The organism is Mangrovivirga cuniculi (assembly GCF_005166025.1).
GTDB lineage: Bacteria > Bacteroidota > Bacteroidia > Cytophagales > Cyclobacteriaceae > Mangrovivirga > Mangrovivirga cuniculi.
The window spans coordinates 4,151,083-4,172,993 of sequence record NZ_CP028923.1 but is presented as its reverse complement, the minus strand read 5'-3'; the positions used below and the strand labels follow the sequence as shown (position 1 = coordinate 4,172,993).

Sequence of the window (21,911 nt, the reverse complement as noted above, 5' to 3'; positions counted from 1 at the left end):
TATAAACTATTTGAAATTATGAAAAAGATCATTTTACTTTTGGGATTGTTATTATTTCTGGCTCAAACTTCATTTGCTCAGCTGGAAGTAAAGCCAGGTGCCGGCATAAATATTACTGATGTTTCCAAAGATCCCGAATCAGGAGAATCTTCAGGAAAGGTTGGCTGGCAAATAGGAGCTACTGTATTATCAGGAGATAAGTTTTACTGGGAAGCGGGGGCTTTTTATACTCAAAAAACCACAGAGTTTACTTTTGAAAGTAGTGTAGGTCAGGACGACATCGATGGAACTTTTAGCGGAGTTTATATACCGGTAAGAATTGGGTATCATCTACTGGGTAGTGAAGAGACATTAGCTTCCTTAAGAGGTTTTGGTGGAGGTTCTTTGTTTATTTTGACAGATGTAGATTTAGTTGGTTTTGACAAAGATGATTTTACTAATCCTACAGGCGGAGTTCATCTGGGAGCAGGTGTTGATATTGCGATATTTTATTTGGACCTTTCCTGGGAGTGGTCAGTTTCTGATGTATCAGATTTAGATGAATTGGATATTGGAAAGCGAAGATCTTTCTTCCTGACTGCCGGACTTAGATTTTAGTAATTTTTGACATATAAATTTAATAGCTTCTCTCTTGAGTGGCTATTTTTTTATTCATATAGAAAGGAAAAGGATTACCAACTCCAACCGAAGGAAGTTTGCCATACGTAATCTGTTTCTACTCCTCCTTCAATTGGTTCACTATCATAGTTCAATGTCAATCCGGTTTTAACATAGAAATCGAGTGGAAGATCATATTGTAAATCAAGATTGTAATCGATCCTGATTCTGTCAGATTCGGTAAGACTGGGGTATACTACTATATTTGTAAGTAAACTAAAATCACCAATATCATAAACATTAAATCCTGTACCAAACCAGGCCTCAGTACTTTCTCTGTCATTGTTAAATCCTTCATAGTCTTCAACATTGTATGAAACTCCTCCCTGTATTCCCCAATACAATTTGTTAGTTCGTATAAGATATTTACCAACACCAATTCTTGAGTTTGTTCGAAGATCTAATAGCTGATCTGTACTAGAAAGAAAGTCTACTTGAGCTGTGATATACCATTCACGAGGTAAAATATATTTGATAGCAATATTTCCATCTGTTCGGTGTATATCCTCAGTATCATTTTGAGAAGAATTTAAAACGTTGTAATTCATGTCAATAGACCATTTTTCGGTTAGGTACCCTGCCCGGCTTCTCAAAGTAAATTGCCTTTGATCTCGTGCTTTTGTAAATGTAAGTCCAAGGTCTATACCAGCGTACAATCTGTCCAGAAATTTTTTATCTAACGGTTTAAGACTTACGATTTCATTTCTACTGACAATAATTTCTCCCTCATCCTCATCCATTATTACCAATTTACCATTATCTGTTCGCAGTGTCCCGTAATATCTATCTCCGTCAACAGTTACCATAGTTAGTAACGATTCCGTATATGCTTCTTCTATTTCTGTCCATAAAATTGTAAAGTCATCATCACTGTAATCAGTCTCAATGGTTACCACACCATTACCCAGGGATTGAATTTCCCCGACTATAATGTTTCCATTTTTAAAAACCAGTGAATCTTGCGAATAAATTGATGAAACAGACGATAAAAAAAGCCCCAGAGCTATTAAATAGTTCTTCATATTTTTGAGTGTATAGCGGTAGATATTGATTTTCTAAGGACAATAATTCACTTATTAAATTGAAAAAAGGTGAATAATTGACCTTTATTAAATTAAATAAAAAATCAAAAAATCACCATTTTATTTAGAGTTTATTACTCGTTCATCTTTTAGATATTTTATTCAAACTGATCGTTTTCTGTCTGCTACTTTTAAATGTTTTCATCGATTGGGGTCTCTTTTTTCTGTGTTTTGAGCTAACTCCTGAATTGACTCTCTTCCGCCACATCTTAAAGCTGCTTTCTTTTAATTCCTTTCTCATTATTTTAATCACTTCCTTTTCAGGTAGTCCAAATTGAAATTCAATCGCTTCAAATGGGGTCCTGTCTTCCCAGGCCATTTCGATCACCCTGTTTTTTTCTCGTTCATTTAAATTTTGCATGTTAATATAACAGCTTTATATGCTTATTGTTGAAAGTTTTAAGGAAAAAGCATGTTTACAATTGAATTCTCAAAACAGAGTCTGTCAAAATTTTTTTAAAATCTCTCCAATCAAAATATGGATGGGGTAAAAGTATAGATTAGAATTTTATTTTTGAATAATTTTCTCTGCTGGGAAACAATTACCACGCAATTAACAAGAGTAGCTATTCCATAAATCATCAATAAAACAGGAAAAGATTTGGAGCCCAAAATCCGGGTGATTTCAACTTGCCAGAATGCCGAAACAAGCAAGATAAACGACGTTGTCAACGTCCATAAAATCTGAAAACTAAAAATTCTTTTTCCAATTGAATAGAATCTGATTTTATTTCGGTTTTTATATAATAAAATTGATTGAAAAATGATATTTCCGTATGGTACAAGAATTAAGGAAAGAGCTGAGATGTTCATCAATTTTAGTAATTCTATATCAGACTTTTGCGTTGGCTTAACTTTGAGGTTATTTATATTCGCGTTTAGAGCTTCAGAGAGTTGTTTATGAGTAAATTGGTTTGGATGTGTCTGGCCTTTTTCAATTCTTTGAATCGTACGAAGAGAAACACCAGACCTTTTAGCAAGTTCTTCCTGAGTTAAGCCCTTTTCCCCCTCTGAGTTGGGATAAATTAGTACCTGTAGTCATATTAAAAATCCAATAATCACTATTGAAATTATTTGACTCGCCAATATAATATTTTTTTAGAAAGTATAATTAGTGCCAAGAAAAGCTCCCAGGTAACGGTATCTGAGTTTTGTTATGCCAGTTCCAACAGCTTTTGGTTGCTCTCCATTCCCGATAGAATAAAATAATCCGAGGTCAGTATGGAAATATTTTGATTTTAATTTAAAACCAGTGAAAAATGCCCAAAAGGCTACTCCTTTTTCTCCTTCCCCAGGTTTTTCAAGGGAAGGAGTATAAGAACCACCCGAATAAAGTGAAATTCTGTCAGAAAGCAGATATTCAGCACCACTGCTAACTCTGAAATTCCCTCTCAATGATTCTCTTTCTTCAATTTCATTGTCTGGATAAATGTCATAGTTTAATTTAAAAGAGTATCCAATATCAGATGCTATCGTCCAGTTTACTCCTGGTTTGTAAGTTATACCTGCCCTGATCTCGCCGGGAGTCTTAAATTTGGTTTTTATTCCGGTCAAATTAATTTCATCAGCTGTTATGTTATCCGGGTTTATATTTGAAAAATTGTAATTGTAATAATCTCCTTTTCCAAAAAGATAAATTGATGGGGTAGTTAGTTTTATTCCAAAATTCATTTTTTCACCTTCGTGTTGAATTCCTGCAATAATCATTATGTTTTTAGGTCTGATAGTTGTTCTTGATGACTGTTGAATCAATCTTTCAGGGTTGTTGTTTACAATTGTATTTGCTTCTATGAAAGTGCTAAAACTAAATCCCTGGTAGTATAAACTTGCTCCCCATGACCATTGCTCATTAATTTTTTTTGCGGCAGACAAACCGACAAGCAGCATGTTTTCCTTATAATTTTGAAGGAAGGTAACGTCTAAAGCTTGATCGGGTCCGTTAATCGTCCATGAGGAGAGGCCTTCATAGCGGAAGTCCATTGGAGTTAATACCGAAAACGCCACTTTCCAATCCTTGTATGATTTGACCATCACAATACTTGTCGGAACTGTTTGAAAGCCACTGGCCTCATATTTAAGATCTTGCCCGTTAATAGTTCCTATCGGATTAGCAGTAAATTTATAGTGAAGATAAGCAGTACCAGAAAGGGAAAAGGAGGTTCCTTCCAGCATGGTCAGAGCTGCAGGATTATAATATACGGCACCAGTAGAAGCAAGACCACCTGTTCCGGTATTTGCCATCAGGGGTTCTTTATCGCCCATGGGTAAAATATTAGGATTGTAGGCAGATTGTCCATGAGCTTTCGTATAAATCACTAAGCCTAAAAGCACTGCCAGCCCCTGATATAACCAGTTATATCTAAAGATCACGGATTGGCGTATTTGTCTGTAGGAGGTTCTGCAACGTTTGTATTTTTAGTGAAAAAGGCGATAATACCAGATGTGACGAAGCCTACAATGGGTGCAAAGATTAAGCTTTGGATAATATAGTTTTTCATGTTAAAATACCCTTCAGCTTCTTCCTGGGTCATTAGCTCACTTTTCACCGAATATTCAATAGCATTCTCAAAATATTGAGGTGTTATGATCTCATGGTTGATCCATTGGGACAGTGGTGTGAGTATAGTGACAAACAGGGTGATCCATAGACCTGAAACGAAACCTTGTTTATAGGTCATTTTGCCACCATAATAATTTTTTCTTTTGTCAAGCAATGCAATTGTATAAATTACCACTGCAATAATTGCGAATAAATTGGTGTAATAAGGATGTTTGTCAATATATACACTATGTAGGCCCACAAGTTTTTCAAGAAAAATCCAGATTAGTCCTGCGATAACAAAGATTAGAGCCCATTTTATTTCAATAGATAATCTTTTCATGTGTGGTGATTGGTTTTACTTATACATTATCGATAATGCTACTTTAGCACTCCGGTGATCATAAATTAATATCCTGAATCGTAATTTCCTATTAAAATAAAGGGGAAAAAAATAGCGACCCCTATCAAAGGAAGTCGCCGTATTTACATGCAGAAATCTTAGTATTTTATATATTCATTGTTCCGAGCTTACCGGATTGAAAATCATCAATTGCCTGATTTATTTCTTCCGCTGTATTCATTACAAACGGACCGTGGGCGAATATAGGCTCATTAAATGGTTTGCCAAAGCAAAATATTAACTGACTGTCCTCATTAGCAAAAAAAGACAATTCGTTACCTTCTAGAGACAATTCTATTAATTGATGGGTTTGACCCTGATGGCCATCGATATCGATATTTCCATTAATAACATATAATAACACCTGGTTGTCGTCTGGAAGTTCGATTTGAAATTCTCCCTTTTCGGATAAATTGATAGTAGAAGTAAACAAGCCTGTTAATGATTCAACCGGACCTTTTTCACCATTATAATGACCCGATACCAGATGGACAGTACCTAGTCCGTCTTCGGTTTTTACAGCCGGAATTTTATCTTTTTGTAATCCAAGATAGTTTGGTTCAGTCATTTTTAGTTTTGAAGGCAGGTTTAGCCAAAGCTGAATCACTTCTTCCATCCCACCTTCTTTTTTAAATTCATCAGAAGAAACTTCAGCATGGATCAACCCACTTCCCGCTGTCATCCATTGAATTCCACCTGCATTGATCACACTTTCACCACTTACAGAATCTTTATGGGTAATATCTCCTTGCAATACAAATGTCAGTGTTTCGAAGCCTCGATGGGGATGAGGACCAAATGGTAAGCCATTATTGTCAGGGCCATATTTTTGTGGACCGTGATGATTTAAAAATAAAAACGGATCCAGGTTATTAATATCCTGTGTAGGCATTGCTCTCCATGTTTTAAGGTCTGCAATAGGATCGTATATTCCGGTGTGTATCGCTTTTACTTTTTTCTTCATATTATTTTTGTTTAAACAAATATACGCTAATCCTGCATATTTGTTTAAAAAAGATTATTCAAGATTGAGTTTCTGATTTTTATTCCGGAGATCAACGCCACCCTGAACGAAGGAATTCAAATTGGCCAGGTAAAAGGTCCATCCTGTTTTACATTCCACATGATAATTAATAACTGATTCTTCAACGGGAGGGATATCCTCCTGGGTCAAAGTAATAATAGTTGTATTTTCTTCAATGCCTATCTTCACCGTTACAGTACCTGCCTTTCCAAAGGTAAACTTCAATTCATTTTTCCCGTTCAATTTGAGGATCTTGCCATGTTCAACAACTTTATCAGGATAACCATGCCACAGCCATCGATAAGTGTCACCTTCCTCAATATGTTCATTAGATTTTCGAAAAGTTCCGTCGGGTTTGACAAATTCTGCTTTTCTTAAAAACCATTTTTCCAGTCCTGCAGGTGTTGTCCAAAGTTCATATACATCAGGTATCTTAGTATCAACGATAGATTTGACAGTAAATTTACTGTGATCAAACTGTTTATTATCAGACATAATTATAGGGGTTTTGAAAACATTAGATTTCTTTGTTTTAGGGTTTAAAGGAAGTGTTCGTGAGTTGCTCTGATACATCCCACAGTCGGTTTGCTTTAAATTTATCTTTAGAAATGTCGTTGGAGTCCACTTTTACCGGTTTGCCACTATATTCTTTTAAACCTGAAGGACCATAATATTCCCCGCCTTTTCCATTAGGATCTAATGCTGCCCTAACTATAGGTTCAGCTCCCTGCCTGGATGAGTTAAATACCACCGGACCAATTGTATTAAAAACGGATTGCACAAAACCGGGCAAATGTCTTCCCAGATTGGTCGATGAAATGCCTGGATGAGCTGCAAGCGATGAAGGTGATAAATTTCCCTTTTTATCAATTCTGCGTTGTAATTCGTATGCGAACATTAGGCATGCAAGCTTGCTTTGACTGTAAGCCTTTCTTTTATCATATCCTCTGAGGAAATTTAGATCGTCAAAGTAAATGTCACCCCATGCGTGAGCTAAACTACTCAATGTTACCACTCTTGAACCTTCCGTTTTAGATAAAAGATCGTAAAGAAGTGAGGTTAATTTAAAATGTGCCAGGTAATTTACTCCAAATTGAAGTTCAAACCCCTGGACTGTTGTTTGATAAGGTGGAAACATCACCCCGGCATTATTGATCAGAAAATCCAGGCGATCATATTTTAAATGAAAACTCCGTGTAAAGGAGCTGACAGAATCGAGATCAGCAAGATCTATTTCCATGATTTCGATTTCACCATCCGAATGTCGCTTTTGTAATTCTTCTTTGGCTTTTTCTGCTTTTTCCGGGTTGCGGCAAGCCATTATTACTTTTATTTTCTTTTCGAGAAAGAAAGAGCAGGTTTCTTTACCAAGACCTACATTAGCCCCGGTGACGATGGCAATTTTTCCTTTTTGTAATGAGATGTTTTTGAATGAATAATTATCAGCCACAATTGGTATTGGTTTAGGTTCTAGGCTTAATTTAACAAATGTAAATAGATTGCAATAAAAAACGGTTAGCAATTATTATACTGCTAACCGTTAATTACGTGTATTTATGTTATTTACAAATTTTCAAATCTTAATGATTCATTGCTGTTGCTTTCATCACCCAGGTCAATTCTTGTAGTGCTTTCATAAAAAATGTCCCACACATCCGTTAAATCATCAAATTCATTTTCAACTGAAAAGCTTATTTCAATATCCAGCTCTTCAAGCCTGTCATCATCTCCATCACTCGGATTTGTAATGATACTCCAGGTTCCGGAAAATGAATTTATACCGTTGCTGGCAGACAGAGCTCCGTCATTTCCAAAAACGAAGAAATAACCGGTGTAATTGCTGGTTTTTTCATCTCCGGAATCGATAAATGAAGTAATTTTCCAGTTCTCTGATGTGATTTTTCTTTCTAATTGTTCTGCCGGCGAAGGATCGTTATCCTTGTTGCCACACGAGAGAACCAATCCTGAGATCAAAAAGATTAAAGTGATTTGTTTGGATAAAAAATTCATAGCTCAAAAATATTACGTAAAACTACTTGTGGTTACTTTGATTTAAAAGTGCACCGGCGATAATCTGTTAATCTTTATTAATTCGATAATAATTTGACAGGTTTTAAAAAAATGTTTAATCCCTCTTGAAATTACTTAATTCAAATTTCATTATTTTTATTTCAATTATGATGAATTAAATAATTAATGTTTGAATAATTATTACCAATGTATAAATAATCAAAAAGCATAAAACGCAAACCAATATTAGTTTAATGACTTTTTTATTCATAACAAATTATGACCCGTGTGATCATAGAATAATTAAAAGTTATAATTGGAATTTAAAGCTTACATTGTACCCAGCTTTATTTAGTACAATTTTTATTTGAAGTTTAATTAGAATTACCCACTGAAAGTCATTTCCTTCAGCGGGTAATTGCTAGCTCCCGAATTTTACTTTTTAATTTTAGCTCAATTATTTTTTTACAATAGATCCAACCTAATTGGATCTTTATTTATTTCGTTTATTAGTTTTCTGGCTCAATATTTTGAAACTATAAATATTTTTGATTAAAAGAAAGATTTTATTGAAAAATTTCAAGCTTCACAGCTAAATAGCAATTAAAAAATCATATTTATCCTGTGATAAATGTTATTTTTTCCTTTTTCTACGCTTGAAATAGGTATAATTGAATTATTGAGATTTATAGAAAAGTTAATTAACGAATGGCAAGGTATGTCTGTTTTTATAGGCATGATACGATGCTGCAAATAAAATAATAAAAGCCCCTGCTAACGCAGCCCACTTAATTGATATGTAAGTATCCCAATGCCTTACAGCGATTGCAATAAATGCCCAGATGCCTACAGCTGCAAATTCCCTCATATTTCTTTTGAAAATCATAAAAAGATATATGGCAGTAGCGATACCAATCATTATAATAGTCCAGGTTATTTCTGAAAAGACAGCTTCCCAGCCTATACCTTTTAGGTGAGCGGCCACATTGGCTATCAATGCTACACTGATCCAACCGGCGTAAAGATCAGTAGGCCACCAGACAGCGGCCATATAGGGAACAGGAGCATCCCAACGTTCCATATTTAATTTAATAACAGCAGCGAGCAGTGCAATCAGTATCACGATCATGACAAGAATAGATATTCCGGTCATTTCTTTTAACCAGAAATATATCCAGAAGCAATTAGCTATGTTAGCAGCGACCATATAGGGTACAAGCTTTTTTATAAAAGCATCTTCATCCTTTGTTACACTTTTATAAATCAGATAGCAAGCCTGAACAAATAAAGCAAAATAGATAATACCCCATATCGCGAATGCGTATCCTGCAGGAGTGAATAAACTGTAATATTTCTGGCTTACTGACCCGACCGTGTTACCATTGATCATGCCGGTGTTGGAAAAATAATTCCAATAAATCGTACCTAACAAGACGAGCATATTTGCAGCTGCTAAAACTCTGGTTTTTCTCAAAATTTATTTAATTGATTTGATATAGAAGTAACACAATTTGTATACAAATTCAAAGGGAAATTTATCTCAACTTTCAATTCAAAGGAATTCCTGTTAGAATTATTTTCTTCTGTTTTTCTCCCAGTTTAAAGATGTTCCATCGATAATTATTCTTTGGAAGATTGCTCAGCAATAATTTCAAGTCGCTATCGGTATATGTTCTGGCGTTTGAAACAGCACCATCCCAGGCGAAACATATCGGAATGATCGGAATCAGGTATGTAAATACCAATTGTTGCCAGGTCATGGGTCTCGCCATTGGTGTTATGATTAAACAGGTAATTATATTTATGGGTATCACTATCCACCATAAAAATGAAGGAAAGCTATTATCACTTATTTCATAGATTAAAATGGGTTGTTTTTTATCTTGTGATATTTTTAGTATTTCTAAAGCCTTCATGGGTTTCATATGATGGAAGGAACTGATCATTGTTTTTACTCCTTTAAGTTCAATAGCTTGTGTCGCATCAATAGGTTCTTTATGATAATATAAGCCTGAACCCAATGAGTTTATTTTTCCAGCAGTTATTTTATCAGGATACAGGTCAGTTAATGTAATACTGATTTTATCATCTTTGTTAAGCTTTTTATATACTTCTGGCATTGGGCCACCACTTCCGGAACACAAGTCGACAATATTTTTATAATTAGTTTGATCCAGTAGCTTCTGAATCTCCTTAGTGAGTAGTTCTTCAGTATTTACCAGCTTATGCAAAACGTTGATCAACCGGGTAAGACATTCCCTTAACCATCCCGGAAACCATGACTGATCTTCAAATTCAAATAAATGAAGCCTTTTCATGATTTATTTTGTATAATCTCTTATAATCTTTGCCAGCGGCATAAATGGATTTTCTCCTTTTTCAAGGTCATTAATCTTTGGCTGGATAAACCAGACACCGAGAAAGAAAAACCAGATCAGGAAAAATTCACCAAGATACTCCGATGCTGTAGCCCTCCTTTGTAATTCAATGCTTTTATAAGTTTTGGCAACGAAATACATATTGTAGAATAAGCAAAAGGCCATAAATAAGTGAAGCGGTATGATAAAAAATAGTATTTCAGGCCCTGGTTCTATTCCGGAAAGAAAATTCAGAGAAGCCAATACCGATATACCGATTAATACCAGTGTAAAGTAGATTAAAGGAAAAATCACCGTTATCTTAAAAAATCCGGTACTCATTTGATCTTTTTCTGGGATTTTATCTTGCAATCCGGTTCCAACAGACCAATACCATCCTAAGGAACCTAAAAGTGGTATCAAGGAAAATATGGGCAACAGCACGAACCATAAAAAGAGATTTTGGAAATCGGGCTCTACATCATTTGCGGCAAGAATTATAATGAACCCGGCAAATAATATCTGGAAAATGAATGGCACACCATATATAATCATGAATAGTTGCCAATGCTTCAATTTGAGGAAGAAAGTTTTCATTTTGGGGCATGTTTTAGATTATACAATTAAACGTTATTTTAAGTTTTAGCGTATAGATGCATTAATGAAAAAAGGCTGCCCAATTAAGCGCAGCCTTTCCAGAATTATTTTGTTTCTAATGTCACTTCTGGCATTTTATTATCAGATCCTCTTAGATAAGTGTCAAACCACCTTAGCATTCTGAGATTGTAATCATACCTTGCTGTGGAATTTCGATTTCCATGTCCTTCTCCCGGATAGAGAACCAACCTTACAGGTGTGTCGGTTCTGGTTTTTATATGGCGATATAATTCATAAGACTGCCCGGGATCAACACGGGTGTCTTCCTTACCAGCCATAATTAGCAGAGGAGTTTCTGCTTGCCCTGCATAGTATATCGGACTGCGCTCCAGGAAAAATTCATAATCATCCCAAATTCTTTTTCTTGAATGAACAAGGAACATTTCTTCCGGAATATCGCTTGTGCCCCATTTTGATAGATTATTACTAATTCCGACAAACATCACCCCGGCAGCAAATCTTTCGGTATGTCTTGTTGACATCCAGGCAGTGGCATAACCACCATAAGATCCACCTGTGACACCTATGCGGTCTTCGTCAATACCATAATTGTCGATCAGGTAATCCAGTCCATCAATGATATCATCAAATTCTTTTCCTGCCGGATCTCCCTGGCTAGACATGGCATACTCCATTCCTCTTCCCGTACTTCCGCGATAGTTCGGATAAAATACAGCAAAACCTTTTCCTGCGGCTACCTGCCCCGGTATGCTGTAAGCTGTAAGCCAGCCATTGTCATAGTGAGCTTCAGGACCACCATGTACCACTGTGATCATTGGTGCGTTTTCGATTCCACCGACCGGGTGAATCAGGATACCCTGTATTTCCATGCCGTCATCTGCTTTATAAGTAACAACCTCCTGCTTTCCAAGTGTGAGGTCGTCAATCCACGGGTTAGAGATGGTTAGTCTCAAAGGATCATCATCACCGATATCCATAATGTAAAGTTCGGATGGGTGGGAGGGTGTACTTGCCACCATTGCTACTTTATCGTGACCAACATCAAAGGCGCTGATGCTCATTTCAGCTGTTGAAAATAATTTTTTCATTTTTTCTTTAGTGGTCAGCGTACCGATAGTACTGGCCACACCTTCGCTTGCTAGAAAAGTTATCGTGTTATCATCTGTCCATTTTAATGATTCAAATGCTCCGCCAAATTCCTTAAGCATCACTGTCGGTGTTCCACCTTCGGTATCAGACAAGACCATTCTACCGGCAATCGGGTCATGCTTATTACCACCTGCTATAAAAGCAATTTGATCTCCTTCCGGACTCCATGTAAAATCACCTAATTTGGCTGTATGGTCAATTAAAGAATTAACAGTCATCGTAGATGCATCCACGATATTGACTTTCTGACTGGTATAGTAATTATCGATAAGGGAAGTTGGAGCGGAAGATATAGCCAGGTGGGTCCCGCCTGGTCCCCATTCAATATGGGTAACATGACCAGGTAAGTCAGCTCGTTCAACGGCCATAGTCCCAAGATTTACTACATATGCAGAATTAGAATTAAGATTCTCTTCGTATATCTCAGGAGTATAGGGTAATTCCGAATCCTCACTTTCCTGAGGTGTTTTTGCTATGAAAGCAATGGAGTTACCATCCGGATGCCAGTCATATGAAGAAATCGCTTCTTCGTGTTCAAAGAGTTTCAATGCTTCGCCTCCTGATAAAGATATTTCGTAAATCGAGCTGTTTTTATCTTCTTCTCTTTTGGCGATAAAAGTAATCGATGAATGGTTAGGTCTGTATGTCACATTCGAAACATCGTATTGAGTGACAAATGGAATGTGTTTTTGATTATCAATGTCATAAAGGTATAAATGAGAGTGGGCAGGCCTGTTCTCGATTGTAGGATCCGGGTAGGAAATGATTCTGTAAGCCAGAAACTTTCCGTCCGGAGACATTTCAACGCCGCTAACGTATCGTGTATTGGCGACATCTTCCGGAGTCATGGTGTTTTGAGCCACGACTGAAAAGGTACTATATATAATTAATAAGCTTAATAAAATTGTTCGTTTCATATTGATCGGTTTTTTGATTAATAATTGGGCTAGTGTTATTATAATTTAAGGATTATTGATCAAATAATAAATTTATGGGCTTTATTAATGGGGATTTGAAATTGTTTGACAACCAAAAGATCTATTGATGTATTAATCAGTTTATTATACATTGAATTGCCAATTTAGAAGGGGCGAAAGCGTATGAGCAATTAAAAATTGAGCTGGCAGAAAAATACAGGAATGACAGGTCAGGATATAGAATTGCAAAAGATGATTTTATTATAGAGCTATGGATATGATAAGAAAACCGAAAGGTTGAATTCAAAAAAATATACTACAGCCACCTATTCAAATCTGGTTTTTTGATATAATTTTAATAATTGATTTTTAATTTAATTCGCTAAAAGTATTTTATTTTGGTCTGATAAAAGCTATTTTCAATTAAAATCAGCGCGAGAAAATCTATTTCACCAAATGACCACAATTATGAAACCAGCGATTCTTATTTTACTATTTTCTGTATTATTTGTTAGCGTGTCTTATAGCCAATCATTTGAAACCGATTCGATTTCAAAAAAGGAAATTTCCAGGCTCAATTTCATGACTGGAAAGTGGCAGGGGAAAGGATGGATGATGGGGCCGGACAGGCAAAAAGCTGAGTTTGAACAAACAGAGAATATCCAGTTTAAATTAGATAGTACCACTGTATTGATAGAAGGGCTCGGAGTAAATAATGGTACGGTAATTCATAATGCCATGGCCATAGTTTCTTATGACAAAGAAGAGGGATCTTATAATTTTCAATCTTATTTACACAATGGTCGAAAAGGTGAGTTTAAGGGGGAATTAATAGATGGGAAATTTTACTGGTATCCTAATGAAAATATGCGGTATATAATCGAATTAAATGAACAGGATCAGTGGTTTGAGGTAGGAGAAATAAGAAGGGATAATGGATGGTTTCAGTTTTTTGAAATGACACTTAATCGCATGGAATAATAAACTTAGAAAATAATTAATGTCTATTCATTTTAACTAAGCTTTTTTTATGGACAATTCACGGGTTTATAAAATGAACTTTGCCAGCGTATATCCACACTATGTTAATAAAGCCGAAAAAAAGGGTCATACTAAAGAGGAGGTGGATACTATCATTAAATGGTTAACTGGTTATGACCAAAATTCACTTCAAGAGCAGATCGATCAAAAAGTCGATTTTGAAACATTTTTTGCCCAGGCTCCCCAAATAAATCCCAATGTGTCAAAGATAACCGGTGTGATCTGTGGTTATCGCGTGGAGGAAATCGAAGAAGATTTAATGAGGCAAATCCGTTACCTGGATAAACTAATTGATGAACTGGCCAGAGGAAAGAAAATGGAGAGTATCCTGAGGAAATAGCTTTTTAGTGCTGATTCTTTTTAATTAAAAGTAGGCGTTCTTACTATGCCATTTAAATAAAATCAGAATTGATTTTGTTTATACTTCTATTATCTTTGGTTTTCAAAACTATGAAAAGGGCTAGTGAATAACCGATTTTTAGTTCATTTGTAAAATGAAATCAATCTTCTCATTTATTTTTTCAGCTGTGGTGCCGGGATTGGGCCATGTGTATTTAAAAAAATATGCAATCGGATGTGCATTTTTTTTTATCCCGCTGCTTTGTGCTTTTATACTACCAATCCCTAATCAATATATATATTTGTTTGCTGTGATTATGTCTCTGACAGATCTGTACTTTCGGGTTGAAAAGGTCTCAGGAACAAAGAAAGCTCTTGTTTCTTTATTGTTCTCATTAGTAATTGTTTTGATTATTATTCCGGTAATTTTCTATTTGTTCTTTTTAACGGCTTATAACGGTAGCCAATATGTTACCAATAAATACCTGAACAATGATCATACTAAAGATGAAATGATGAAAATAGAAAAAGCTTTAGTGAAATATATTCATAGAAATAACGAATACCCTTCTGATTTCATGAACTTTGTAAACAGGAAGCCAATTTGGAAATCCTGGGCTTATGATAGTTGGGACAATCCTTACAGATATAAGGTCAATGAAGATGGTTTCATTTTGATTTCAGCCGGGCTTGACGGAGTTTTCGATACAAAAGATGATATCAGGGTTACAAGTAAAGTTAATTATCAAACTTCAGTTGATTGATTTTTTCACTTTTTAAAATGTGTTATCCTTTCTGAACAGTAATTGGAATATAGAAAGTGTTTTGATACCTCAATTTTTTAATTGAATGAAGAGATTTTTAAAAAAGATAAAACTAATTGATCATTTACGCACTGAGCTCAATATAGAAAAGAATGAGTTTATTAGCAGGATGAGAAGTAATATTGATGAAGGAAGCTCCGGAGCCTTTTCTGATTTCTTCGATATTTTCTCGTCGAGCAAAAATGAATTTAAAGGGGAAGTAGACGAGGCCGGATTCAAAATAAAAAGAAGAAGAAGGTTCTTTGATACCTACAACAATTTTGCCGTTGCTAAAGGAACTTTCAATCAAAAAGAGAATCATCTCCTTATTAATATTGAAATTAATGGTTTTAAAAGGATTATGATGCCTTTTTACATTATCGGACCGTCTATATATATTTTTTTTATAATTAACATCTTTCTTATTAATGATAATCCATCACTTACGATTGGGGCTTTTGTACCCTTTGTATTAATCCATGCTGTTTTCATGATGGGTATTCCTTACTTAATGATGAGAAGGTCAACTAAAAAACTAAAGTATGACCTGGAGAGAGAACTATATTATTTAACCAAATGAGCTAAAGATGTACTCAAGCGATAGAAAAAAACGGATTAAATTAATATACAAAAACATCTGGCTGAGTCCAGGGCAAACTTTTGAAGAACTGAAAGGTAGGAGTTATCTGAAGTCCATATTTATTGTTCCTTTTATAATTCTTGGGTTGGTTTATGGATTGGATTTCACTCCTGCATTATCCAATATTTTTGGAGGAGAGAATAAATTATTGAGCTGGATAATGAGTTTAGCATTTGGATTAATTTTTACTTTTTTTTGGCTGGGTTTGGTTTTACCCGGATTAATAAAATTGGTAGGTAATTTCTGGAATGGACCAGCGACTTTTCGTCAACTAATCAACATTTGTTCCATTGCTTTCATTCCTTACACTTTTATAATATTTTATCAATTAGCATTATTAGCTTTTGGAAAGGAACCATCCTTAGATCAGGTGAATAGTGTGTTAGATTATTTACTAAGATTATGGTCATTCATTCTCCTGGTCATTGGGGTATCCAGGGTTCAGAAATTTAGTTATAAAATAGCCTTGGTAAATATACTATTATGCTACTTACCTCTGATATTAGTTGAATTAATCAGGGTATCAGGATAAATCAAACCATTTCATGAGATCCCAAACATTCCCGGTTTTCTTAAATAAGTACCGATAAAAAATAGAGTAGTCACCATGAACCCGGGAAGCGGAAAGTTACCCATGGATAGCTCGGCCACTATAATGCCACCACAATAGCAGCAGATCAACAGGAAGCCAATATTAGAAAATTTGGGAACCCAATAAGCGATTACCACCAGTAATTCGATCACCCCGATAATTTCCATGTATTGCAACAGGTTGATCGATTCTAAACTTCCGGCCAGTTGTTCAGCACCTCCAAGTTTCATTATTCCGCTAAAGAATAACACCAGGCTCGGTAAAATAGATAGGATTAACCCTGAGAGTCGTCTGATTTTACTGATGTTTGATTCGAAAAGCGCCATAATTGATTTTTTGGTATTGATTTTAGACATAGACAATATAGTTAAATTATTTCTTCCGGATAACTCATAATTAGAATTCAAGATAATGAGTCCGAAAATAGGCTTTGTCTACTTTCAGGATTATTTAGATATTAATATCACTATACCCACTTGTTATATCTATGATTTGACTTGAAATGATTAATTTATAAACTAAAGATCAACTTTTCAATTCTATTACTATAGCAAAGTCTAATCCCGGATGCAAAAAACAATTATTCAACATACCAATGAGGAGGATTTTGATATAGTCCGCGTACAGCATTCTTCCGGATTCAAGTATGAATTTTCCGATGGGCGTAAAATTGATAATAAAACCTTAATTGAAGAGATTAATGCACTGGTAATTCCTCCCAACTGGAAGGATGTATTGATTTGTTCTGATGATTGTAAACACATCCGTGCTATAGGGTATGATGACAAAGGCAGGAAGCAATACATCTATCATGAGAAGTGGATGGAGCAGCAAAACCGGGAAAAGTTTAAGAAGATGGCCGAATTCGGTCGCTTCCTTCCGGAAATTAGAAAAAGGGCTCACAAAGATGCTTCGCTTAAAGAATGGAGTAAATCTAAGGTGGTGGGAGTGGTGATTTTAACTTTGGACGAAACGTATGTTCGGATCGGGAATGTCAGTTATCAAAATGAAAATCAAACCTATGGACTTACCACATTAAGAAGAAAACACCTAGAGTTTAAAAAAGGTGAGATTTTATTTAGCTATAAGGGAAAAAGGAATAAGTATCGAAAAGTCAGGGTTGATAATAATCAATTAGTAAACCTAATTAGAAAATGTTCTGAACTGCCGGGTTATGAATTGTTTCGATACAAATCAGGTAAAGGATTTCGACAGGTAACTTCTAATGACGTAAACGATTATTTGAGAGAAATTTCCGGACATGATTTTACCGCGAAAGATTTCAGAACCTGGGGTGGGTCAACTTTGGCGATAGAAAAATTACCTGAAGCTATTCAAATGACTAAAGAAAATAAACGATTGAAATTGAGCACCACTTTAATTAAGCTGGTTGCCAAAGAATTGGGGAACACAGTATCTATTTGCAGAGATTATTATATTCATCCAAACATCATCGAACTGATTGAATCAGATAAAGAAGACGAATTAAAATACCAAAAACATAGGAAAGGTAAGTATAGCTTATCACCATCGGAAAAAAAGCTTCTGGAAGTAATTGATTAGTAGATTATTTCAATGAAAATTCAAATCCTTTTTCAACAGTTCAAAAACCTCTGTGTTGAGGCTATAGGTATCTTTTATGCGCAGATGATGGGCATATTTATTTGAGTAATTGGTGATTTTTTAATCCTTGGAGAAACCAGCTTTTCATCATAATAAAACTTCAGATCAAGCTCATTTTTCATCGGCTTAATAATAAGCCAGGCTTTTTTGCTAGTCACAACTATGCTGTGTGTAGAGGCTCCTGCACTATAAGGCTTCCATTGAGATATTTTATTTGTTAGATCATCATATGCAATAACCATTTCATCAGATTTTCCAAGAAATAATTCTCCGATTCCTTTGGTGGAGCACATATGAAACTGATTGTTATTCTTAAATTTCCTATTACATTTGGGGCATTCCCACATTGATCAGGTTATATATTAACACATTTTCAACTGCAAATAAGGTTTTTTGTTTGTCTTTGCACGGGGCTTCAATTAAAGAACTAAAGAACTTTTGCCTCTCTTCTGGGTAGTTAAGTTCAAAGTCCACGGGTATTCCTGTGTTTTCATAGCAGTTGCCTTCCAGGTCGAAATATTTCTCGTTTGAGATTGTGAAATACCAACCATTAGGCAGTTTTTTTTCTAATGCATCTGAAATAGCACCCTGAGTATTTGATCCGATCCTAATGGTATTTTCCATAGATAAAGAAGCAAGAGCAAGAAAATCTGTTGCGCTTGCAGATTGCTGTGAAGTAAGCAAGATTAGCGGATTAGAATAAGGAGTGTTTATTCCGTCGAGATAGATTGGGAGTTCCTCGGTAAAGGAATTATTAATTCGGGCTTGTTTACTTGCGATTTTTTTCTTTTCACTATTAAACCAACGTAAAATTTCAAGGCTTACATCATCATGCCCACCACCATTGAAGCGAACATCCAGGATAATGCATTTGGTGTTGTATAGATCTTTCATCGCTTTATTCATCGTTTGCCTGATTCCATCAACTTCTATTTGCAAAATTTCTGGTTCTGAAAGTGATTCCATTTCGTTAACATATGCTTCAACATAACCTAAATTGTTTTTTACACTATCGGGTATGTGGAGGTTGCCATGGAGCCACATCGCATTGATTTGAATATAGCCAATATTATCATCCATTAATCCCCATCTGGCTACCTTTGAATCATGGGTTAGATCTTTTTTTAAATATTCTTCTGCAATTACCCCGGCAACTACAAAATCACCTATTTCTTCTGGCATTTCATTTATAGAATCCATTTGATTAAGTACTTCTTCAGAAGGTTCAATGTATCCATGGTTATCTTTTAAAGTATCCAGCAAATCCTCAAAAAGTAAATAGAGTTCTTCTTCTGTTGTATTTGATGTTATTTGTTCTTCATAAACAGGATAAATAAATTCCCAGTCAATGCTGTTTAATTCAAAATATGCATAATTTTCTTTTACTGTCTGAGCAAATATTTCAAAGTTTTCTTTTGGATCAGTCGAGCCTTTTTGATTTTCCAGGCAGGAATATGGAGTCTGGTTCATCTTATTAAATGAGTATATATCAAACCCTATTTTATAATAGAGTGTGTCACTTTTTATTTGAATAGCTTTCCTTATGTCGGTGAAGTTTCCTGTTTTAACCGGAATACATGAGATTTTGGTGAGATCGTATAGTTTATATTCTGACGAATCAATTTCTAAAATTCTACCGTATCCGATTGACTTCCATGTTCCAATTGGTAAATTTTCCAGGGAATCACTTTTTTGTTCACAACCAGATAAGGTAATCAGGATTACTAACGAAAATCGAATCAGGTTTAGATCAAAATTCATAGTGAGTTAAATATATTTTATATAAAAAAGATTCAAGTTTGCTTTTAAGGGTTGCTTATGAACAAATCTTTTTTGGCAATATTTATGCGATCAAACTCATTAGCTATAAATAGCCTTAATGTACGGGATTTATTTAACAGCCAATGGCAAATTTAGGGGGGCTAAATTTTGCTTTTTTACCTATTAAAGGTCGGTTTAGATTATGTCGTGGTACTTTTAACGTATTTAATTATATTAAGTTTTAATTGTAATAATTAAAGCTCTCTTGCTTTGTGCGTTAAAATAATTTAAACCTGATTTTTCATCCATTTTAGGTAATTACAGATATATTTCGATGAAATCGTCTTTTGATAAGAAAAGATATAGATTAACTATAAGTAGTAAAATGGGTAATGAGTTTAAAAATCAATTTTGGCCTTCTATTGCTGAACGATAAAGGGGAGTAATATCAAAGATTAACCCTTTTAGTTGAAATTCATTTGGCTGGACTGAAAGAAAATCATAGTGGTCGATATTTTTTTGTTTACCACCATACTCAAGCCCTAAAACATTGATCACGAAGTATTCATGAGAAGTGTAGGTCACATGGATAGCAGTTTCCCTTGTTATACCGTCGCCGGTACTAAGCATTGCATCGAGAATAATATTGATTTTAGCCAGAATTATATCGGCCTTTTCAGAATTATTATCAGCCAGGTGATAATAATAAAGCTTATCAAGAATGAACAAATTGAAAGGGAAGTCTAAAAGAACAGAATCGGAATAACTCAAAAACTTTTTATTGTTAATAATCACAGAGTCAGAGCTTGCTAAAATAGTATTTATACTATCCATATATATGGACTTGCTATAAGGACTATATTCTGGTCGAAAAGAGTGTCCATAGTATAAATGGCGCTTTTCCTGAAGAGTCATTGTGGAATCGCCCTGATCATATCGTTTTAATAAACGCTGGTAGTTAAATGGAGATTCTTGTTTTTTTATTTCCTGTTTTATGCTTTCGTAATCAGGATCAGAAAATTTATCCTGTTGAGAATAAGATTCTATACTTGTGATTAGTATTAGTAATATGAATAATGTTATTCTCATAGATTAGTATTTTCTGTAGATACTATTAATTTCGATATTATTTGATAATAAGTATATTCTCAACGATCGGATGTGATATAAATTTTATATATAATATTTCAGTAAATTAATTATTTAGTTCGATCTTACGAACTTCTATTCTGCTAGTCTTGTTTGCCCGTGTTTCAGAGGTCTGAACCGATTGGATTACCCATCCGGATGCATTTACACTGGCTGTGGTAAATATTGCCTTAGTCAGGGTAGGGAAATTATCAGCGTTTTCCGGAGTGATCTCCTCAATTCCAGAGTAATTATTTTTCAAAAAGTCGTACGTAGCCCTGGTTAATTGCTGAGAGTTTATTATTTCTTGCATTTTAACCTCGAAAACCCCTTTTGAATAGTCATTATCCTCTAACCAAAACGTCACATCCGAGTCAAAAGGCTCACCACCATACATGTTTGGAACCTGAATTTCACCAAAGTAAGTTTCATCATCATAAAACTCTGTACCATGAAATTGATGAAACTGAAGAATGTCCCTGATTACTTTCGTTTCAAAGTTATTTTGTACTAAATATTCCTTCTCAATCCGGGTTTTAAATTTGACGTAACTTTCCTGATCATCGAATTGATCTCGGATAGTGTAAAGATTGTCATTTAAGAATTCCTGAATTTCCTCATAGTTACTAAGTCGTTCAAAAATGCCTAGTTCGTCAGTTTTAAATTCGATTGAAAGACCTTTTAATATATAACTTAACTGATTTAAAGAAATGTCATTTGAATTTACCTGGAAATTATCATAAGTCCATTCAACTGTATATGAGGTTGTCGTAGAATCTGATACCTCAATAGAGACTTCATAAGTTATCGATTCATTTACAACGGTATCCTTCTCAATTACCTTAAATTTATTTTCGGTGATAGTGTAGGTTTTATTGTCGTGCAGCATCCAATTTGCCAGAATCTGAACGGGAGTTCCTGCCGGTTTGGTTTGTGCAAATGACTTTATCGATCCAATCAGGATACATAAAAAAAATAGATACTTACTCATCAAAAAATAAATTGCTGGTTACTCAAAAATAATAATTATGTTGAAAGAATTAATAGAATAAACGATTAATAAAAGAAGAATTATTACTTAATGATTTAATAAAGACCTTAATAATTATGTGATCATATACTCGTATGCGGAGGCAATCTTAAGAACCCCATTATTACTTATGTTTGACAATTAAAAAAGAATTGATTTTAATTATTTGATGCTTTTTGGGATATAGTTTTTTCAAGA

The 21,911-nt window shown here is 34.8% G+C and carries 26 protein-coding genes; 8 read left to right on the top strand and 18 right to left on the bottom strand.

The window, feature by feature from the left end:
- Positions 1-18: 18 nt before the first annotated feature.
- On the top strand, positions 19-597 hold the full coding sequence (locus DCC35_RS18345) for an outer membrane beta-barrel protein (protein WP_137092170.1): 579 nt from the start codon (positions 19-21) through the stop codon (positions 595-597).
- Between the two features lie 74 nt (positions 598-671).
- Here the strand turns inward: DCC35_RS18345 and DCC35_RS18340 are convergent, their stop codons facing one another.
- The 13 genes from DCC35_RS18340 to DCC35_RS18280 all read right to left on the bottom strand — a co-directional run bounded on the left by DCC35_RS18340 (position 672) and on the right by DCC35_RS18280 (position 12,756).
- Positions 672-1,679, bottom strand: a complete 1,008-nt coding sequence (locus tag DCC35_RS18340) for a DUF481 domain-containing protein (RefSeq protein WP_137092169.1) — start codon at positions 1,677-1,679, stop codon at positions 672-674.
- A 142-nt stretch (positions 1,680-1,821) separates the two neighbouring features.
- On the bottom strand, positions 1,822-2,100 hold the full coding sequence (locus tag DCC35_RS18335; RefSeq protein ID WP_137092168.1) for a TIGR03643 family protein: 279 nt from the start codon (positions 2,098-2,100) through the stop codon (positions 1,822-1,824).
- Between the two features lie 110 nt (positions 2,101-2,210).
- On the bottom strand, positions 2,211-2,687 hold the full coding sequence (locus DCC35_RS22170; RefSeq protein WP_394347746.1) for a hypothetical protein: 477 nt from the start codon (positions 2,685-2,687) through the stop codon (positions 2,211-2,213).
- A gap of 150 nt (positions 2,688-2,837) precedes the next feature.
- Positions 2,838-4,109 carry an OmpP1/FadL family transporter gene (locus DCC35_RS18325; protein WP_137092167.1) on the bottom strand — a complete coding sequence of 424 codons (1,272 nt, stop codon included), beginning with the start codon at positions 4,107-4,109 and terminating at the stop codon, positions 2,838-2,840.
- On the bottom strand, positions 4,106-4,621 hold the full coding sequence (locus DCC35_RS18320; protein ID WP_137092166.1) for a DUF4199 domain-containing protein: 516 nt from the start codon (positions 4,619-4,621) through the stop codon (positions 4,106-4,108). The genes DCC35_RS18325 and DCC35_RS18320 overlap by 4 nt, the downstream gene beginning before the upstream one ends.
- A 166-nt stretch (positions 4,622-4,787) precedes the next feature.
- Positions 4,788-5,645: a pirin family protein gene (locus DCC35_RS18315; RefSeq protein WP_137092165.1), complete on the bottom strand. Its 858-nt coding sequence runs from the start codon at positions 5,643-5,645 to the stop codon at positions 4,788-4,790.
- Positions 5,646-5,699: 54 nt separating this feature from the next.
- Entirely contained in the window at positions 5,700-6,200 is a 501-nt protein-coding gene (locus DCC35_RS18310) for an SRPBCC family protein (protein ID WP_175402867.1), read from the bottom strand.
- Between the two features lie 37 nt (positions 6,201-6,237).
- Complete coding sequence (locus DCC35_RS18305; RefSeq protein WP_137092163.1) at positions 6,238-7,155, bottom strand: oxidoreductase; 918 nt, start codon at positions 7,153-7,155, stop codon at positions 6,238-6,240.
- A gap of 113 nt (positions 7,156-7,268) precedes the next feature.
- Positions 7,269-7,715 carry an META domain-containing protein gene (locus DCC35_RS18300; protein WP_137092162.1) on the bottom strand — a complete coding sequence of 149 codons (447 nt, stop codon included), beginning with the start codon at positions 7,713-7,715 and terminating at the stop codon, positions 7,269-7,271.
- Between the two features lie 697 nt (positions 7,716-8,412).
- Positions 8,413-9,189: a hypothetical protein gene (locus DCC35_RS18295; RefSeq protein WP_217495886.1), complete on the bottom strand. Its 777-nt coding sequence runs from the start codon at positions 9,187-9,189 to the stop codon at positions 8,413-8,415.
- 73 nt (positions 9,190-9,262) lie between these two features.
- Positions 9,263-10,033, bottom strand: coding sequence for a hypothetical protein (locus tag DCC35_RS18290; protein ID WP_137092161.1), 771 nt, complete (start codon positions 10,031-10,033; stop codon positions 9,263-9,265).
- A 3-nt stretch (positions 10,034-10,036) separates the two neighbouring features.
- Positions 10,037-10,669, bottom strand: coding sequence for a hypothetical protein (locus tag DCC35_RS18285; RefSeq protein WP_137092160.1), 633 nt, complete (start codon positions 10,667-10,669; stop codon positions 10,037-10,039).
- Between the two features lie 104 nt (positions 10,670-10,773).
- Positions 10,774-12,756 (bottom strand): S9 family peptidase, encoded by a 1,983-nt coding sequence (locus tag DCC35_RS18280; protein WP_137092159.1) that lies wholly within the window; start codon positions 12,754-12,756, stop codon positions 10,774-10,776.
- Between the two features lie 155 nt (positions 12,757-12,911).
- Between DCC35_RS18280 and DCC35_RS22165 the strand changes: the two genes are divergently transcribed.
- The 6 genes from DCC35_RS22165 (at position 12,912) to DCC35_RS18250 (ending at position 16,111) form a co-directional block, all read left to right on the top strand.
- The gene (locus DCC35_RS22165; protein WP_137092698.1) at positions 12,912-13,037 is read left to right on the top strand and encodes a GrpB family protein; all 126 of its coding nucleotides are present in this window, start codon (positions 12,912-12,914) and stop codon (positions 13,035-13,037) included.
- A gap of 187 nt (positions 13,038-13,224) precedes the next feature.
- On the top strand, positions 13,225-13,737 hold the full coding sequence (locus DCC35_RS22245) for a hypothetical protein (RefSeq protein ID WP_137092158.1): 513 nt from the start codon (positions 13,225-13,227) through the stop codon (positions 13,735-13,737).
- A gap of 49 nt (positions 13,738-13,786) precedes the next feature.
- Positions 13,787-14,137 carry a DUF2200 domain-containing protein gene (locus tag DCC35_RS18265; protein ID WP_137092157.1) on the top strand — a complete coding sequence of 117 codons (351 nt, stop codon included), beginning with the start codon at positions 13,787-13,789 and terminating at the stop codon, positions 14,135-14,137.
- 154 nt (positions 14,138-14,291) lie between these two features.
- Positions 14,292-14,900 (top strand): hypothetical protein, encoded by a 609-nt coding sequence (locus DCC35_RS18260; protein ID WP_137092156.1) that lies wholly within the window; start codon positions 14,292-14,294, stop codon positions 14,898-14,900.
- An 85-nt stretch (positions 14,901-14,985) separates the two neighbouring features.
- Entirely contained in the window at positions 14,986-15,519 is a 534-nt protein-coding gene (locus DCC35_RS18255; RefSeq protein ID WP_137092155.1) for a hypothetical protein, read from the top strand.
- A 7-nt stretch (positions 15,520-15,526) separates the two neighbouring features.
- Entirely contained in the window at positions 15,527-16,111 is a 585-nt protein-coding gene (locus DCC35_RS18250; RefSeq protein ID WP_137092154.1) for a Yip1 family protein, read from the top strand.
- Between the two features lie 11 nt (positions 16,112-16,122).
- Here DCC35_RS18250 and DCC35_RS18245 read toward each other — a convergent pair whose 3' ends face one another.
- Complete coding sequence (locus DCC35_RS18245; RefSeq protein WP_137092153.1) at positions 16,123-16,527, bottom strand: DoxX family protein; 405 nt, start codon at positions 16,525-16,527, stop codon at positions 16,123-16,125.
- Positions 16,528-16,738: 211 nt separating this feature from the next.
- Here DCC35_RS18245 and DCC35_RS18240 point away from each other — a divergent pair, with 211 nt between their 5' ends.
- Complete coding sequence (locus DCC35_RS18240) at positions 16,739-17,734, top strand: DNA topoisomerase IB (protein WP_137092152.1); 996 nt, start codon at positions 16,739-16,741, stop codon at positions 17,732-17,734.
- Positions 17,735-17,808: 74 nt separating this feature from the next.
- Here DCC35_RS18240 and DCC35_RS18235 read toward each other — a convergent pair whose 3' ends face one another.
- From DCC35_RS18235 to DCC35_RS18220, 4 genes are all read right to left on the bottom strand, one after another.
- Positions 17,809-18,087 carry a DUF5655 domain-containing protein gene (locus tag DCC35_RS18235; protein ID WP_137092151.1) on the bottom strand — a complete coding sequence of 93 codons (279 nt, stop codon included), beginning with the start codon at positions 18,085-18,087 and terminating at the stop codon, positions 17,809-17,811.
- A gap of 31 nt (positions 18,088-18,118) precedes the next feature.
- Positions 18,119-19,555: a S41 family peptidase gene (locus DCC35_RS18230; protein ID WP_137092150.1), complete on the bottom strand. Its 1,437-nt coding sequence runs from the start codon at positions 19,553-19,555 to the stop codon at positions 18,119-18,121.
- Positions 19,556-19,960: 405 nt separating this feature from the next.
- Positions 19,961-20,644 (bottom strand): DUF4919 domain-containing protein, encoded by a 684-nt coding sequence (locus DCC35_RS18225; protein ID WP_137092149.1) that lies wholly within the window; start codon positions 20,642-20,644, stop codon positions 19,961-19,963.
- A gap of 106 nt (positions 20,645-20,750) precedes the next feature.
- A complete protein-coding gene (locus tag DCC35_RS18220) occupies positions 20,751-21,674 on the bottom strand; it encodes a hypothetical protein (protein ID WP_137092148.1) in 924 nt (307 codons plus the stop codon).
- Between the last annotated feature and the right edge of the window lie 237 nt (positions 21,675-21,911).